Origin of the sequence: Falsiroseomonas selenitidurans, from assembly GCF_012103215.1 — a bacterium.
In the GTDB taxonomy this organism is placed as follows: domain Bacteria; phylum Pseudomonadota; class Alphaproteobacteria; order Acetobacterales; family Acetobacteraceae; genus Falsiroseomonas; species Falsiroseomonas selenitidurans.
This window is the reverse complement of record NZ_JAAVNE010000077.1, coordinates 1-14,580: the sequence shown is the minus strand read 5'-3', so window position 1 is coordinate 14,580 and position 14,580 is coordinate 1. Positions and strand designations below refer to the sequence as shown.

14 protein-coding genes and 1 pseudogene are annotated in these 14,580 nt (G+C 75.0%); 6 read left to right on the top strand and 9 right to left on the bottom strand.

The annotated features are described in order from the left end of the window. A partial coding sequence (locus HEQ75_RS26005) for an alcohol dehydrogenase catalytic domain-containing protein (RefSeq protein WP_328734935.1) occupies window positions 1–616 on the bottom strand: 616 nt, incomplete at its 3' end. A gap of 298 nt (window positions 617–914) precedes the next feature. Between HEQ75_RS26005 and HEQ75_RS26000 the strand changes: the two genes are divergently transcribed. Further along, window positions 915–1,799, top strand: coding sequence for an AraC family transcriptional regulator (locus tag HEQ75_RS26000; protein ID WP_168035042.1), 885 nt, complete (start codon window positions 915–917; stop codon window positions 1,797–1,799). 457 nt (window positions 1,800–2,256) lie between these two features. Here the strand turns inward: HEQ75_RS26000 and wrbA are convergent. Then, window positions 2,257–2,874 (bottom strand): annotated as a pseudogene (wrbA, locus tag HEQ75_RS25995) (NAD(P)H:quinone oxidoreductase). 326 nt (window positions 2,875–3,200) lie between these two features. On the opposite strand from wrbA, the gene HEQ75_RS25990 reads away from it, so the two are divergent. The 3 genes from HEQ75_RS25990 to HEQ75_RS25980 are packed head-to-tail and all read left to right on the top strand — an operon-like array spanning window position 3,201 to window position 7,034. After that, window positions 3,201–3,839: a YceI family protein gene (locus HEQ75_RS25990; RefSeq protein WP_168035041.1), complete on the top strand. Its 639-nt coding sequence runs from the start codon at window positions 3,201–3,203 to the stop codon at window positions 3,837–3,839. Between the two features lie 13 nt (window positions 3,840–3,852). Then, a complete protein-coding gene (locus HEQ75_RS25985; RefSeq protein WP_168035040.1) occupies window positions 3,853–5,655 on the top strand; it encodes an amidohydrolase in 1,803 nt (600 codons plus the stop codon). Continuing rightward, window positions 5,652–7,034 (top strand): alginate export family protein, encoded by a 1,383-nt coding sequence (locus tag HEQ75_RS25980; RefSeq protein WP_168035039.1) that lies wholly within the window; start codon window positions 5,652–5,654, stop codon window positions 7,032–7,034. Before HEQ75_RS25985 ends, HEQ75_RS25980 begins: the two co-directional genes overlap by 4 nt. A 62-nt stretch (window positions 7,035–7,096) precedes the next feature. On the opposite strand, the gene HEQ75_RS25975 is transcribed toward HEQ75_RS25980, so the two are convergent. From HEQ75_RS25975 to HEQ75_RS25965, 3 genes are all read right to left on the bottom strand, one after another. Continuing rightward, on the bottom strand, window positions 7,097–7,756 hold the full coding sequence (locus HEQ75_RS25975; RefSeq protein ID WP_209318784.1) for a dioxygenase family protein: 660 nt from the start codon (window positions 7,754–7,756) through the stop codon (window positions 7,097–7,099). Between the two features lie 47 nt (window positions 7,757–7,803). Further along, complete coding sequence (locus HEQ75_RS25970; RefSeq protein WP_168035037.1) at window positions 7,804–8,598, bottom strand: SDR family NAD(P)-dependent oxidoreductase; 795 nt, start codon at window positions 8,596–8,598, stop codon at window positions 7,804–7,806. Window positions 8,599–8,795: 197 nt separating this feature from the next. Further along, window positions 8,796–9,308: a nuclear transport factor 2 family protein gene (locus HEQ75_RS25965; RefSeq protein ID WP_168035036.1), complete on the bottom strand. Its 513-nt coding sequence runs from the start codon at window positions 9,306–9,308 to the stop codon at window positions 8,796–8,798. A 124-nt stretch (window positions 9,309–9,432) separates the two neighbouring features. On the opposite strand from HEQ75_RS25965, the gene HEQ75_RS25960 reads away from it, so the two are divergent. Further along, the gene (locus HEQ75_RS25960) at window positions 9,433–10,368 is read left to right on the top strand and encodes a LysR family transcriptional regulator (RefSeq protein ID WP_168035035.1); all 936 of its coding nucleotides are present in this window, start codon (window positions 9,433–9,435) and stop codon (window positions 10,366–10,368) included. Between the two features lie 132 nt (window positions 10,369–10,500). On the opposite strand, the gene catC is transcribed toward HEQ75_RS25960, so the two are convergent. The 4 genes from catC to HEQ75_RS25940 are packed head-to-tail and all read right to left on the bottom strand — an operon-like array spanning window position 10,501 to window position 13,599. After that, window positions 10,501–10,779 (bottom strand): muconolactone Delta-isomerase, encoded by a 279-nt coding sequence (gene catC / locus HEQ75_RS25955; protein ID WP_168035034.1) that lies wholly within the window; start codon window positions 10,777–10,779, stop codon window positions 10,501–10,503. Beyond that, entirely contained in the window at window positions 10,764–11,945 is a 1,182-nt protein-coding gene (locus tag HEQ75_RS25950) for a muconate/chloromuconate family cycloisomerase (RefSeq protein WP_168035033.1), read from the bottom strand. The genes catC and HEQ75_RS25950 overlap by 16 nt, the downstream gene beginning before the upstream one ends. 9 nt (window positions 11,946–11,954) lie before the next feature. After that, window positions 11,955–12,938, bottom strand: coding sequence for a Bug family tripartite tricarboxylate transporter substrate binding protein (locus tag HEQ75_RS25945; RefSeq protein WP_168035032.1), 984 nt, complete (start codon window positions 12,936–12,938; stop codon window positions 11,955–11,957). 16 nt (window positions 12,939–12,954) lie between these two features. Further along, window positions 12,955–13,599, bottom strand: coding sequence for a dioxygenase family protein (locus HEQ75_RS25940; protein WP_168035031.1), 645 nt, complete (start codon window positions 13,597–13,599; stop codon window positions 12,955–12,957). Window positions 13,600–13,701: 102 nt separating this feature from the next. On the opposite strand from HEQ75_RS25940, the gene HEQ75_RS25935 reads away from it, so the two are divergent. Further along, window positions 13,702–14,580, top strand: an 879-nt coding sequence (locus tag HEQ75_RS25935) for a LysR substrate-binding domain-containing protein (protein WP_168035030.1), incomplete at its 3' end; no start/stop codon positions are given.

Sequence of the window (14,580 nt, the reverse complement as noted above, 5' to 3'; positions counted from 1 at the left end):
CGGCCTCGCGCAGCGCGCCGAGCGGCCAGGTCTCCGCCGCGCCGAGCCCGGCCAGCCACGGCGCCAGCGCCGGCCGCCGCGTCAGCGCGACGACGCGATACTCCAGGCTGCGCAGCGCCAGCACGGCCAGCGTGCCGAGGCCGCCGCTCGCGCCCGTCACCAGAACGGCGCCGGCCTCGGGCGGGATGCCGGCCTCGTCCAGCACCTCCGCCGCGCGCATCGCGGCGAGCCCGGGCGTGCCGATCACCGCCGCCTCCTCATGCGAGAGGCCCGGCGGCAGCGGCAGCAGCAGGGCACCCGGCACGCAGGTGCGCTCCGCCCAGCCGCCCTCCGGTCCGCGGCCGAGCCCGTGGCCGGTCATCACGACATCGTCACCGCGGCGCCAGCGCGGATGCGCCGAGCGCAGCACCACGCCGGCCAGGTCGCTCCCCGGCACCAGCGGCCGCGGCAGCGGCGGGGCATCGCGACCGAGCGCGAGCAGCGCGTCGTCGCGCCCGATGGCCGCGGCGCGCACCGCGACCTCCACCTCGCCCGGCATCGGCTCGCGCGCCGCGCGCGTCGCCAGCCGCACGACCATGCCTGACGCCGTGCTGAGCACGACGCGATCCAGCGTCATGGGCCCCCGCCGCTCCTCCGGCCATGCGTGAAGGGCAGTCTCGGCCCTGCGCCAGCGCGGGGATCGGGCGGGGTTGCGGCGAAGCGGGCCATCTTGCGGTTGGCTGCGGTCCGGCCGGCCTGGTTACATTACGGATGCTGCACCCTGCCACGAGGCTTGGTAACCGGGAGCACCGGCGGCCTGCGTCCCGTCGGCCGGCCACCTCTCCCTCTGACGGAGCGATCGTGATGCGCTGCGCCCGCCGATCCGATGCCACAGCGCCGCGTCCGGGCGCCGCCGGGCGAGGCGTGACGCCGCCATGACCGCGGCGCTGCAGGGCTACATCGACTGGTATGAGCGCGGCCGCCTCGCGCCCTATCTGCGCGAGAAGCGGGCTGCCTTCGCCTCGGCCGCGATGTTCGAGGCGGCGCAGCCGGCCGGCGACATGTCGGACCCGCCGGCGTCCGACCTGGTGCTGATCCGCACCGTCTCGTCCGGGATCCGCCACCGCAGCGATTTCGGGGCGGGACGTTTCGAGGCGAACAGCCCGGCCGGCGCGGTCTTCCCCGTTCCCCCCGCCACCGCCACGACGATCCAGGTCGATGTCCCGCACGTGATCCGCAGCGTCTGCTTCCCGGCGGCGCTGATCCGCCCGCAGCTCGAGGCGGCGCGGCCGGGGCGCGACCCCTTCGACTTCGGCCGGCTCCACCGCGGCGGGCTCGAGGATGCGCATCTGGTGGCGCTGCTCGACCGGCTCTGGGCGGAGGCGGGCGAGGCGGATGCGGCGTCGCGCCTCTATGCGGAGGGCGCGACGATCGCGATCATGGGCGCGCTCCTGCGCGCTGCGGGCCAGGTGCCGAAGCCGGCGCGCGGCGGGCTCGCGCCATGGCAGCTGAAGCGCGTGCAGGCGGCGATCGAGGACAGGCTGGCGGAGGATCTCGGGCTCGCCGAGCTGGCCGCGCTGGTCGGGCTCTCGCCCTGGCATTTCTGCCGCGCCTTCCGGGAGAGCACCGGCCTGCCGCCGCAGCGCTGGCAGCTTGCGCGCCGCGTCGCGCGTGCGGCCGAGCTGCTGCTGGCGACCGAGCTGCCGGTGACGGAGATCGCCGCGGCCGTCGGCTACGACGATCCGGGCCAGCTCGCGACGCTGTTCCGCAAGCGCCTCGGCACCACGCCGAGCCGCTACCGGCGCGAGCACCGCGCGTGACCGGGCAGGCATCCCCGTGCCCGACCGGATGGGCCGGATGCCCGGCTGGGCGCTCGTCACCGGGGCGAGTCGCGGCCTCGGCCTCGAGACCGGCCGGCAGCTTGCCGCGCGCGGCTGGGGCGTGATCCGCGCGGCGACGGCCGATGTCGAGGGCGTGGTGTGCGAGATGCTCGAGACCAACCTGCTCGGCGCCTGGCGCGTCACGGCGGCACTGCTGCCGCTGCTGCGCCGCGATCCCGTCGGGCGGACCGGCGGCGTCTTCCGCGGCGGCCGGGCGATCGGCTGGTGGCGGGACGCTTCCGAGGACAGCCTCCCCGCCACCCGAACGCCGAGCGCCCATGCGCGCACGCATCCGCCACGCACGGCATCCGCAACCTCCGGCCGGTCACAGCCCAGGCCACCTCCCGCGGCAGCGCCCTTGCACCGCGGCACCGGGTGCCGGCGGTTGCGGCCGGGATCAGCCGAAGAGCGGCCCGCCAGACTTCACCGCCGCGGCCACCTTCGCGACATAGCCGACCTGGAAGCGCGCGCCCTCGAGTTCTACGGCGGTAGGCTGGCGGCTGCCATTCGCGTGGGTGATGGTGGAGGCGCCGTATGGGCTGTTCCCCATCACCTCGGTGACGCCCATCTAGCCCTGGAAGGCATAGGGCAGCCCGACCGCGATCATGCCGAGATGCATCAGCGTCGGCAGGTAGCCGAGGATCGTGCTCTCCTGCCCGCCATGCTGGGTGGCGGAGGAGGTGAAGACCGCGCCCACCTTGCCGTTCAGCGCGCCGCGCGCCCAGAGCCCGCCGGCCTGGTCGATGAAATTGCGCAGCTGCGAGGTCACGCTGCCGAAGCGCGTGCCGCTGCCGAAGATGATCGCGTCATAGCCGGGCAGCTCGTCCACCGTCGCGATCGGCGCAGCCTGGTCGAGCTTATAGCCGGAGGCGCGGGCCACCTGTTCCGGCACGAGTTCGGGGACGCGCTTGACGTCCACCTCGGCGTCGGCCGCGCGCGCGCCTTCGGCAACGGCATGCGCCATCGTCTCGATGTGGCCGTAGGAGGAATAGTAGAGCACGAGCACGCGGGCCATCGGGGAACCCCTGTCCGGTTGCGTGCGGACGTCCGTAGAGGCACGCCGCCTGCGACCGCCATGCGGCGGGACGAATGATCATCAGCAGCCGGGCGGATGATGCGCGGGCAGGCCTGCCGCCGGGACGGGGCCTACACGGCGCCGCGCGAGCGGCGCCTTCGCGCGGTGGCGCTGCCTTGCCGGATCTTGCCGCGCCGCGCCGGCGGCGTGCCGGGGTGCGGTGAGCCCGGAAGCAAGCCAGGGCAATCGCCGTTGCAGGTCTGGAAGAGGCCGCGGCGTCCAGCCGGCTAGGTCGTCGCCACACCAGCTCCGGGACCCAGGCCGCCATGCTCCGAACGCTTCTTCACGCCAGCCGCCGCGCCGCGATCGCCGCCGCGGCGCTCGCCCTGCTGCCACTCGCCGCGCCGCGTGCGCAGCCGGTCGAGGTCGCCGCGCCGAGCGGGCGCTACGCGATCGATCCCGCGCATGCCTCCGTCACTTGGCGGCTCAATCACTGGGGTCTTTCCCAGTACACCGCCCGCTTCACGCGCTTCGACGCGACGCTCGACTTCGACGCCGCGCAGCCGACGCAGAGCCGGCTCTCGGTCGCGATCGACCCGCTCTCCGTGCGCACCGACTTCGTCGGCCCGAAGGATTTCGACGCCGAGATCGCGCGCGACGCGAACTTCCTGAACGCCGGCGCGCATCCGCGCATCGGCTACGTCTCGCGCAGCATCGAGATGACCGGCGCGCGCACCGCCCGCATGCGCGGCGACCTGACGCTGCTCGGGGTCACGCGGCCGGTCGAGATGGAGGTGCGCTTCAACGGCAGCTTCGCCGAGCACCCGATCGAGAAGGTCGCCGCGCTCGGCTTCTCGGGCCGCGCCACGCTCCGGCGCTCCGCCTTCGGCATGGGCTTCCTGGTGCCGAACATCGGCGACGAGGTCGAGATCCTCGTCGAGGCCGAGTTCCTCCGCCGGAACTGAGGAGCAGCACGCCATGACGACCGACATCACCCGCCGCGCCGCGGGCGGCCTCGCGGCCGGCGCCGCGCTCGCGCTCGGCCTGCCCGCGCGCATCGCCGTCGCGCAGGCCGCGCCGCCCGACATGGTGGTCTTCAACGGCCGCGTCACGACGATGGACCGCGCCCGGCCCGACGCGACCGCCTTCGCGCTGCGCGACGGCGCCTTCACCGCGGTCGGCACGGATGCCGAGATCCTGCCGCTCGCCGGGCCCGCCACGCGGCGTGTGGATGCCGGCGGCCGGCGCGTCATCCCGGGCCTCAACGACACGCACACCCACACCGTGCGCGGCGGGCTGAACTACGCGCTGGAGCTGCGCTGGGACGGCATCCCGAGCTTCGCGGAAGCCATGGCGCGGCTGCGCGAGATGGTGGCGCGCACGCCGCCCGGCCAGTGGGTGCGCGTGGTCGGCGGCTACTCGCCCTGGCAGTTCGGCGACGAGCGCCGCCACCCGACGCTCGACGAGCTCAATGCCATCGCGCCCGACACGCCGGTCTTCGTGCTGAACCTCTATGTCGGCGCCTTCCTCAACCGCGCCGCGCTGCGCGCGCTGAACATCACCCGCGACACGCCCGACAATGCCTGGCCCGAGGGCACGATCGAGCGCGGGCCGGACCGCCAGCCGACGGGGCTGCTGCTCGGCAGCCCCTCCGCGCTCATCCTCTACGACACGCTCTACAAGGGGCCGCGGCTGGACGACGCCGATGCGCTGATCTCGACGCGCCATTTCATGCGGGAGCTGAACCGGCTGGCCATCACCTCCTCGCTCGATTGCGGCGGCGGCTACCAGTCCTGGCCCGACGACTATTCGGCGATCGAGGATCTGCGCCGGCGCGGCGAGATGACGGTGCGGCTCGGCGTCTCCACCTTCATCCAGCGCCCGGGCCGCGAGCTCGAGGATTTCCGTGCCTGGACCGAGCGCTACCGCCCGCGCGAGGGCGATGACTGGCTGCGCCTGATCGGCGGCGGCGAGATGCTGGTGCGCTCGATCTACGACTTCGAGATCTTCGACCGCCCGCAGGTGATCCCGCCGGCGCGCGCCGAGGGCGACCTCGAGCCGGTCGTGCGGCTGCTAGTCTCGCGCGGCTGGTCCTTCCGCTTCCACGCCACCTATGACGAGACGGTGGGCCGGCACCTCGACGTGCTGGAGCGCGTGCATCGCGACACGCCGATCGACGGGCTGCGCTGGATCGTGGACCACGGCGAGACACTGTCGCAGCGGAACATGGAGCGCATCGCGCGGATGGGCGGCGGTATCGCCATCCAGAACCGCATCGCCTTCCAGGAGCGCGAGTTCCTCGCGCGCTACGGCGCCGCGCAGGCCGAGCAGGCGCCGCCGCTGCGCCGGATGCTGGAGATGGGGCTGCCGGTCGGCGCGGGGACGGACATGTCGCGCGTCTCCTCCTACAATCCCTGGCTCTGCCTGGAATGGCTGGTCACGGGGCGTGGCCTCGGCGGCACGCCGCTGCTGTCGGAGCGCACGGTGCTGGACCGGCACACGGCGCTGCGGCTGTGGACGGACAATGGCTGGTTCTCCGCCGAGGAGGGCCGCAAGGGCCGCATCGCGCCCGGGCTGCTGGCGGATTTCTCCGTGCTCGACCGCGACTACTTCACGGTGCCGGCGGCCGAGATCCGCGCCATCGAGAGCGTGCTGACCGTGGTCGGCGGGCGCGTGGGCTTCGCCGCCGGCGAGCACGCCGCGCTGCTGGCGCCGCTGCCCGCGCTCCGGCCCGACTGGTCGCCGGTGAACCGCTTCGGCGGCTTCTGGCGGGCGTCGTGAGGGGCCTGCCGGGTGCGGCGCTGGCCGTGCTGGTCGGCACGGCCGCGACCGCCCCGGCCTTCGCCTCCGACCTGCCGCCGCCGCGGCTCTTCCGCTGGGAGGAGGACTACCGCGGACTGGCGGAACGGGCGCGGGCCGGCGACCCGGTGGCGCGCCTGAAGCACCTCGAGCTCGGCGACGGCCTCGTGCTCTCCTTCGGCGGCCAGGCGCGCGCCACCTATGAGCGGCCGATGTCGCCCTATGCGCCGCGGCGCACCGCGGACGACGCGCTGATGACGCGGCTGCTGCTGCATGCCGACCTGCGCGCGGGGGAGTCCCTGCGCGCCTTCGTCGAGCTCGGCAGCCACATCGTCGCCGGCCGGCGCGATCCGCTGGCGCCGACCGACGAGAGCCAGCTCGACCTGCAGCAGGCCTTCCTGGAGGTCCTGCCGCCGGTCGGCGAGGGCGAGTTGCGGCTGCGGGTCGGGCGGCAGGAATTCGGCTTCGATGCGCAGCGCTTCGTCACCGTGCGCAACGGCCCGAACATCCGCCAGGCCTTCGACGGCGGCCGCATGGACTGGACCGCGCCGGGCTGGCGGCTGACGGCCTTCGGCGCGCAGCCGGTGCAGAACCTCGACCGCCATGTCTTCGACGACCGCGGCAACGAGGACATCCGCTTTGCGGGCCTGCGGGTGGAAGCCACGGGGCTGCTCGGCTCACCCTTCGGCGGCAGCCTCTACGGCTACCGGTACGAGCGAGACGGCGCGCGCTTCCGCGGCGTGGTCGCGGACGAGCGGCGCGACGTGCTCGGCCTGCGCGCGACCTTCGCCGCGGCGGGCTTCGACGGCGACCTCGAGGGGCAGTTCCAGTCCGGCGCGTTCGGCGGCCAGGACGTGCGCGGCTGGGCGCTGGCCGGCACCGCGGGCTACCGCGCGGCCTCGCTGCCCTGGACGCCGCGCTTCGGGCTGCAGATGGACCTCGCCTCGGGCGACGAGGATCCGCGCGACCGTCGGCTCGGCACCTTCAACCCGCTGTTTCCGCGCGGCGCGAACTTCTCGGACGCCGGGTACACCGGCTTCTCGAACCTGGCGCATCTCAAGCCGGTCCTGACCCTGGCGCCGGGGCCACAGACGCGGCTGTTGGTCGGCCATGGCTGGCTGTGGCGGCAGACGGAGCAGGATGCGGTCTATGCGCAGCCCTTCCAGCCGGTCGCCGGCACGGCGGGCAATGGCGGCGGCCGACGCATCGGCAGCTACGCGCAGGCGCGGCTCGAGCACCGGCTGGCGCGTGGTGTGGATCTGAGCCTTGAGATCGTGCGCTTCGACGCCGGCCCGGCCGTGACCGCCTCCGGCGGGCGGGACGCGACCTTCGTGGGCGCCGAGGTGAGCCTGCGGTTCTGATCCGTCCCGGGCGAGCGCGGCGAGACCATGATCCGCCACGCTCCCCTCCGGCGATCACGCTGCTAGGCCAGCACGATGTCGCGCACTGCCAGCAGCGCCCCGGTCTCGATCGCGTCGGCTCGGTCCAGCCGCAGCATCAGCGCCTCGCGCTGGCGGGCGTCCCGCACCGCGTTGAACAGGCCGTCGCGGGCGTTCAGCGGCTCGCCCTCGACGTAGAACTGCGTGACCAGCGGCGCGCGGCCTGACGCCGCGACCGCGGCGTGGATGTGCGGCGTGCGGCCCGGATAGGCCACCGGGCGGATGGTCCGGAAGGCATAGCTGCCGTCGGCGGCGGCCTGCACGCGCCCGCGGCCCTGGAAGCCCGGGTCGCGCCCGTCCTGGCGGTCGCGCGGGTGGCGGTAGCGGCCGAAGGCGTCGCACTGCCAGATCTCGACCACCGCGCCCGCAACCGGCGCGCCCTGCGCATCCAGCACCCGCCCGCGCAGATGCGTCACCACGCCCTGCGCCGCGGCGTCGGTTCCCGTGACGCGGACGAGATCGCCGTCCGCGTCGCCGGTCCAGTCCACCGGATAGTAGGGGCCGGGGGTCTGGCGAGGGGTCGGCACGAGTGCCGCGGCCGGCTGCGCGCCCGCGATGCCGCCCAGCCAGGGCGTGGCAAGGGCGGCGGAGGCGCTTGCCAGCAGCAGGCGGCGGCGGGGGCGTGTGGCGGCGGATGGCGGCACGGGAAGCTCCTGTGTCGAAGTGACTCGCATGGATCGGCCGGCCTGTCTCACGCCGCGGCGCGCACCACGCCGCCATCCACGCGCAGCGCCGCCCCGCTGGTCGCGGAGGCCGCCGGCGAGCAGACATAGGCAATCATCGCCGCCACTTCCTCCGGCGTCGCGAAGCGGCCGATCAGCGAGGAGGGGCGGTTCTCGCGGATGAAGGCAGCCTCCACCTCGGCCTCGGTGACCCCCTGGTCAGCGGCCATCTTCGCGAGGAAGCCGCGCACCCCCTCGGTCCGCGTCGGCCCCGGCAGCACGGCGTTCACCGTCACGCCGGTGCCGGCCGCCGTCTCGGCGAGGCCGCGGGAGAGCGCGAGCTGCGCGGTCTTGGTCAGCCCGTAATGCACCATCTCGACCGGGATCTGCAGCGCCGACTCGCTCGAGACGAAGACGACGCGGCCCCAGCGCCGCGCCATCATGCCCGGCATGTAGGCGCGCGACAGGCGAACCCCGCTCATCACGTTCACCTCGAAGAGGCGCATCCAGTCCTCGTCAGGAATCTCGAGCGCGGGCTTCGGCTCGTAGATGCCGACATTGTTCACCAGGATGTCGGCCTTGGGCACGGCCTCGACCAGCGCCGCCGCGCCGGCGGCGGTGCCGAGATCGGCCGCGACGGCGAGGCCCTCCGCCCCGGGGACGAGGCGGCGCAGCCGATCCAGCGCGGCGGCGGTGGCCTGCGCGTCGCGCCCGTTGACGACGACGCGCGCCCCGAGCCGGGCGAGTTCGACAGCGGCCGCGAAGCCGATGCCGGCGGTCGAGCCGGTGACGATGGCGGTGCGGCGGGAGAGGTCGATATCCATCTGCGATGCTCCGGTGCGCCGCGCCGGGACGCGGCCCGGCACGGCCGCGGCCGACCGGACGGCCTGTTGCGCGCCTTGTGGCCGGACCGCCGCCGTGGCGGAAATCACCACGCGTGACGATCGCGACCGGGCGCGGCGATTGGCAATCGGCGCGCGGCGGGGCCACCTTGGCGCGCGGCGCGCCGTTGGCCGGCGCGTCAGCGCGCCTCGGCGAGCCGCAGGCCGACGATCTCCGCGACGGCCAGCGGGTTGAAATACTCGCGGAATGCCGCGACCCGCCCCGCCGCGTCCAGTTCGAGGACGAAGACGTAGCGGTTGCGGTAGGGGCGCCCGCTGCCGGCCAGCACGAAGTCGCCGCTCGTCTCCACCACCACGCCGCGGCCATCGGCGAACGGGCTGATGCGCGGCGTGCCGACGAAGCGGGCGGCCGAGAACTGCTCGAAGAGGCGGGCGAAGAAGGCCTCCACAGCCGCGCGGCCCTCGAAGCGGTCGGGCTGCCCGGGAAGCTGGTAGGGCTGTTCCACGACGACCGCCGGCGCCATCGCCGCCACCAGCGCGGGCAGGTCGCGCCGCGTGAAGGCGTCGAGCAGGTGGGCGGCGAGCGTCGCGGCATCGCCGGCCCGCGCCGCGGCGGGCCCGGCCCCCAGGCCGATGCCCGCGGCGGCGAGGCCCGCGGCGGCGATGACGGTGTTGCGGCGTGCGATGTGCATGGTGGTCCCGTCCTGTCGGTTGCGGCCAGTCCCTGGCCTCGTCCGCGCAGTTGGGCGTCGGGTCGGCGCGGTTGAAATCACGCCCGGCACTGCCCTCATCACGCTGCGTTATCGAAGCCCGCCGATGCAGACCCTGCCGCCCCCGCCCCCGATCGAGCTGCGCCAACTCCGCACCGTGCTGGTGCTGGCGGAGGAGCTGCATTTCGGCCGCGCCGCGCGACGGCTGAACACCACCCAGCCCGGCGTCAGCCAGAGCCTGCGGCGGATCGAGGCGCTGGTGGGAGCGCCGCTCTTCGAACGCTCCCGCGGCGGCGTGCGCGCAACCCCGGCCGGCGCGGCGCTGGCGACGGCGTCGCGGCAGGCGCTGGAGGCCGCGTCGCAGGCCGTCGCGGCGGCGCGGGAGGCGGCGGGGCTCGGCGCTCCGGTGCTGAACCTCGGCCTGAGCGCCGGGGCGTTGCGCGGGCCGGTGCCGGCGCTGCTGCGCGCCTGGCGGGCCGGGCGCCGCGCGCCGGAGCTCCGCATCTCCGAAGGCTGGAGCGACACGCTGGCGGATGGCCTGCGCGCCGGACGCCTCGACCTTGCGGTGCTGGCCGGGCCGGTGGAGGACCCCGCGCTCGCCACGCTGCCGCTCGTGGAGGAGCCCGCGCTGGCCTGCCTGCCGGCCGGGCACCCCCTGGCGCGCCGGCGCGAGATCCCGCTCGCCGCGCTGGCGGGGGAAAGCCTGATTCTGTTCCCCCCGGACCGCGGCCCGCTGCTGCACGCGGCGATCGTGGAGGCCTGCCGGCGCGCCGGCTTCGAGCCACGTCTCGGCCCCGTGGCCATGGCGCCGGCCGAGGTCACGGCGCTCGTCCTGGCCGGCGCGGGCATCGGCTTCCTGATGCCGGGCAGCGCGGCGGAGGTACCCGGCCTCGCGCTGCGCCCCATGGCGCCGGACGCGCCGGCGCCCGGCCTGCTGCTGGCCTGGCGGCGCGAGGCCGCACGGCCGGCGGTCGCTGCGGCGTTGCGGACCGTGCGTCGCGTGCTCGCCGCTGCCCAGGCCGCGCCGCGCGCCGCCGCCTGATACCCGACGCAGTAAGGATTGACCTGCGGCCAGTGAAGCTGGCCGAGCCCGCGATTGCGGCCCGCCGCTTATGCGGCGAAGCGAAGCGCCGGCGCCTGAGGGCACGAAGGTGAACCCTTCGTGCGCTCGGTATCAGTCGATCGCCGAGGGATGCCGCGCGAGCGGCGTCACCGCGATGTCCATGAAGGGGAACAGCGGCAGCGTGGAGAGTATCGCGTGCAGCTCGTCATGGTCGGCCACGTCGAAGATGCTGACATTGGCGTAGCGCCCCGCGACCCGCCACAGGTGGCGCCAGCTGCCGGCGCGCTGCAGCTCCTGCGCGCGCGCCCGCTCCTCCGCCTTCAGCCGCTCGAGCCGCTCCAGGTCCATGTCGTGCGGGATCCGCACCTCCATCGTCACGCAGTAGAGCACGGCTCCTCCTTGTCGCGCGCGTAGCGCCGCAGCCGGTCCCGGTCGAGCGTCACGCCGAGGCCCGGGCCGGAAGGCAGGCGGACATGGAAGTCCTCGAAGCGCAGCGGCTCCGTCACCAGGTCGTCGGCCAGGATTTGCGGGCCGAAATGCTCGCAGCCCCAGCCCAGCTCCCGCAGCGTGGCGAAGGCGTTCAGATGCGCCGCCGCGCCGATCGAGCTCTCCAGCAGGCAGCCGCCGTAGAGGCCGATGCCCGCGGCTTCCGCCACGCCCGCCACGCGCTTCAGGTTCAGCAGCCCGCCATGCTTGACGAGCTTCAGCGAGACCGCGTCGGCGGCGGCCTGGCGCGCCACCTCCAGCATGTCGTGCGCGGTGAACACGCTTTCGTCGGCCAGCAGCGGCACCGCGCCGCGCGCGCGCAGCCGGCCGAGCCCCGCGACGTTCCAGGCCGGCAGCGGCTGTTCCACCAGCCGCACGCCGAGCCCGGCCAGCGCCGGCAGGCAGCGGATCGCGGTGGTCTCGTCCCAGGCCTGGTTGGCATCCACGATCAGCGCCGCGCGGTCGCCGAGCGCGCGCGCGATGCGCCCGAGCCGCGCGAGGTCGGCCTCCGGCGCCTGCGCGCCGATCTTGACCTTGAAGGTCCGGTGCAGCCGCGCGGCGAGCTTGGCCTCAGCCTCCTCGATCTCCTGGCCTGGATCGCCGGAGGCGAGCGTCCAGAGCACCGGGAAGCTCTCCCGCGCCGCGCCGCCCAAGAGCGCCGCGACCGGCAGGCCGAGCGTCTTCCCCACGGCGTCGAGCAGCGCCGTCTCGATCGCCGCCTTGGCCGCGTTGTTGCGCCGCGCCGCCGCGTCCATCCGTGCCGCCGCGGCCTCGAAGCGGTCGGCGGGCTGGCCGATCAGCGCCGGGGCCAGGTGCGCGTCGATGTTGGCCTTGATGGCCTCGACGCTCTCCTCGCTCCAGCGCGGGCCGCCGAGGGTCGCGGCCTCGCCCACGCCCTCCGCGCCGTTCTCCAGCAGGACCTCGACGATCACGTAGCTTTGCGCCGTGACTGAAAGGGAGGAAAGCTTGTGGCGGCGCCGCGTCGGCACGTCCACGATCGTGCTGCGGATGCGCCGCACGGCGAGGTCGCGCTTCAGGCCGGCCGTCACCGCGATCGCGATGTCGGGCATGGCGCGCGGCTACTCCACCCGGATCCCGGCCTGACGCACGAAGGCGGTCCACTCCGCCGTCTCGCGCGCCAGCACCGCGGCGAAGCCAGCGCGGCCTAGCGCGATCGGCTCTAGCCCGACGGCGAGGAGACGGTCGCGCGTCGCGGGCTCGGCCAGCGCCGCGGCGAGCGTCCCCTCGATGCGCGCCAGCACGGCGTCGGGCGTCCGGGCGGGGGCGAGCAGGCCGAACCAGGGATCCATCGCGTAGCCCGCGACGCCGGCCTCGGCGATGGTCGGCACCTCCGGCAGCAGCGTGCTGCGCTCGGCCGTCGTCACGCCGAGCGCGCGGAGCCGGCCGGAGCGAATCTGCGGCAGGGCGGAGGTCAGGCTGTCGAACATCGCATCCACCCGGCCCGCCAGCAGGTCCTGCAGCGCCGGCGCGCTGCCGCGATAGGGAACGTGGGTCATCTGCACGCCGGTGCGCGCGGTGAAGAGCTCGCCGGCGATGTGGATCGTCGTCCCCGACCCGGCGGAGGCATAGGTGACGTCGCCGCTGCGCTGCCGCGCGAGGGCCGCGAACTCCGCGACCGTCGCGGCCGGCAGGTCGGCGCGCACCACCAGCACGTTCGGCACGCGCGCCACTTGCATCACCGGCGCGAAATCGGCCAGCCCGTCATAGGGCAGGCGCGGATAGAGGCCGGGGTTTACCGCATGGGCGGTCGAGACCCAGAGCAGCGTGTGGCCGTCCGGTGCGGCGCGCGCCACCTCGGCGCTCCCGATGGTGCCGCCCGCGCCGGGCCGGTTCTCGACCACGAAGGGCTGGCCTAGCGTCTCTGCCAGGCGCGCGGCGGTGACGCGGGCCAGCGCGTCGATCGCGCCGCCCGGCGGGAAGGGCACGACAGCGCGCACGGGGCGCGCCGGCCAGGCGGCGCCGCCGCTCGCCTGGGCGAGGGCGGGCGGCACGACGAGGGAGGCGAGGCCGGCGGCGAGCCAGGCGCGACGGGTGAGGCGCATCGGCGCGTGCTCCGGATCAGGGGCGGCCGAGGACGATGTCGAAGGCGGCGGCGGCGCCTTCCGCCCCCGCGTCGCGCAGCGCGACCACCTGGCGGGACTGGCGCGCCCAGGGGTCTTCCGCGATGTGCGGGTCCCCCTCGAAGTAGATCTGCGTGGTCAGCGGGCCGAGCAGCGGGTGCGCCGCCGTCAGGTGGATGTGCGCGGGCCGCACCTGGCCGGCGAAGCGCTCGAAGCCAGGCAGGCCGGGCGGGATCCGGTAGCGGCCGGGCAGGATGGTCCGCAGTTCGTAGCGGCCCTCGCCATCGGTGCGCAGCCGGCCGCGGAAGCGCGTGCCGCCGGCGGGGTCGGCCGCGCCCGGCTCGGCATTGTCGTAGTGGCCGTCATGGTCGGCCTGCCAGACATCCAGCACCACGCTGGCGAGCGGCGTCGTGCAGTCCGGCGCCAGCACGCGGCCGCCGAGCCTGAGCCAGGTGCCCGCCGCGCCGGCCGGCGCCAGGCTCGCGCGGAAGGGCGCGCCGGGGCGGAAGAAGGGGCCGAGGATGTCGGCTCCGGTCGGGACGCAACCGGCCGCCCCCTGCGCGCGGGCGAGGCCCGGGGCGAGCAGCGCGCCGGCGCCGGCGACGAGCGCGGCGCGGCGGGAGAGGAAGGGCATGTTTGGCATGTTGGACGGTCCCTCGGTCTGGCGGCGGCAATCTGCGAGCGGCGTTGGCATAGGTGAAAGTCTTTGTTCCTATGCGTGCCATCGGTGCTATCTATGGCAGCCATGGAGCTGCGGCATCTGCGCTACTTCCTCGCCGTCGCCGCCGAAGGCCAGGTCACCCGCGCGGCGGAGGCGCTGCATGTCAGCCAGCCGACGCTCTCCCAGCAGCTGCGCCAGCTGGAAGAGGAGGTCGGCGCGCCGCTGTTCGAACGCCTGCATCGCGGCCTGCGGCTGACCCCGGCCGGCGAGGCGCTGCGCCTGCGCGCCGCGCGCGCGCTGGCGGAGGTGGCGGCGGCGCGCCAGGACATCGCCGCACTCGAAGGGCTGGCGCGCGGCACGCTCGCGCTCGGCGTGATCCACACGCTGAGCGCCACGCTGCTGCCGCGCGCGCTGGCACGCTTCCGAGCCGCGCATCCCGGCGTCACCGTCGCGGTCGCTCCGCAGGGCACCGCGCGCGACATCGAGGACGGCGTGGCGGAAGGCGCGCTCGACCTCGGCATCGCCTTCGCGCCGCCGCTGCGCGAGGACACCGAGGCGGAGTTCCTGTTCGAGGAGGAGCTGGCGCTGATCCTGCGGCGCGGCCATCCGCTGCTGCGCGCCGCGCGCGGCGGCGCGCGGCTGCCGGTGCGGGCGCTGCAGGGCGTGCCGCTGGCGCTGCTGAGCGGGCGCTACGCGACGCGCCGGCTGATCGAGCGCTGCTTCGAACAGGCCGGCGCCGGCCCGCCGGAGGTGGCGCTGGAGATCGACGCGATCGGCGGACTGATCGCGACCGTCTCGGCGACGGATCTCGCAACCGTGCTCTCGGACCGCAGCGTGCCGCCGGGCCTGCCCGCCACGCTGCTGCGGCTGCGCGATCCGACGCCGGTGCGCCGCGTGGCGCTGCTCTGGCGGCGCGGCGGCGTGCCTGCCCCGGCGGCGCAGGCCTTCGCGGCGGTGTTCCGC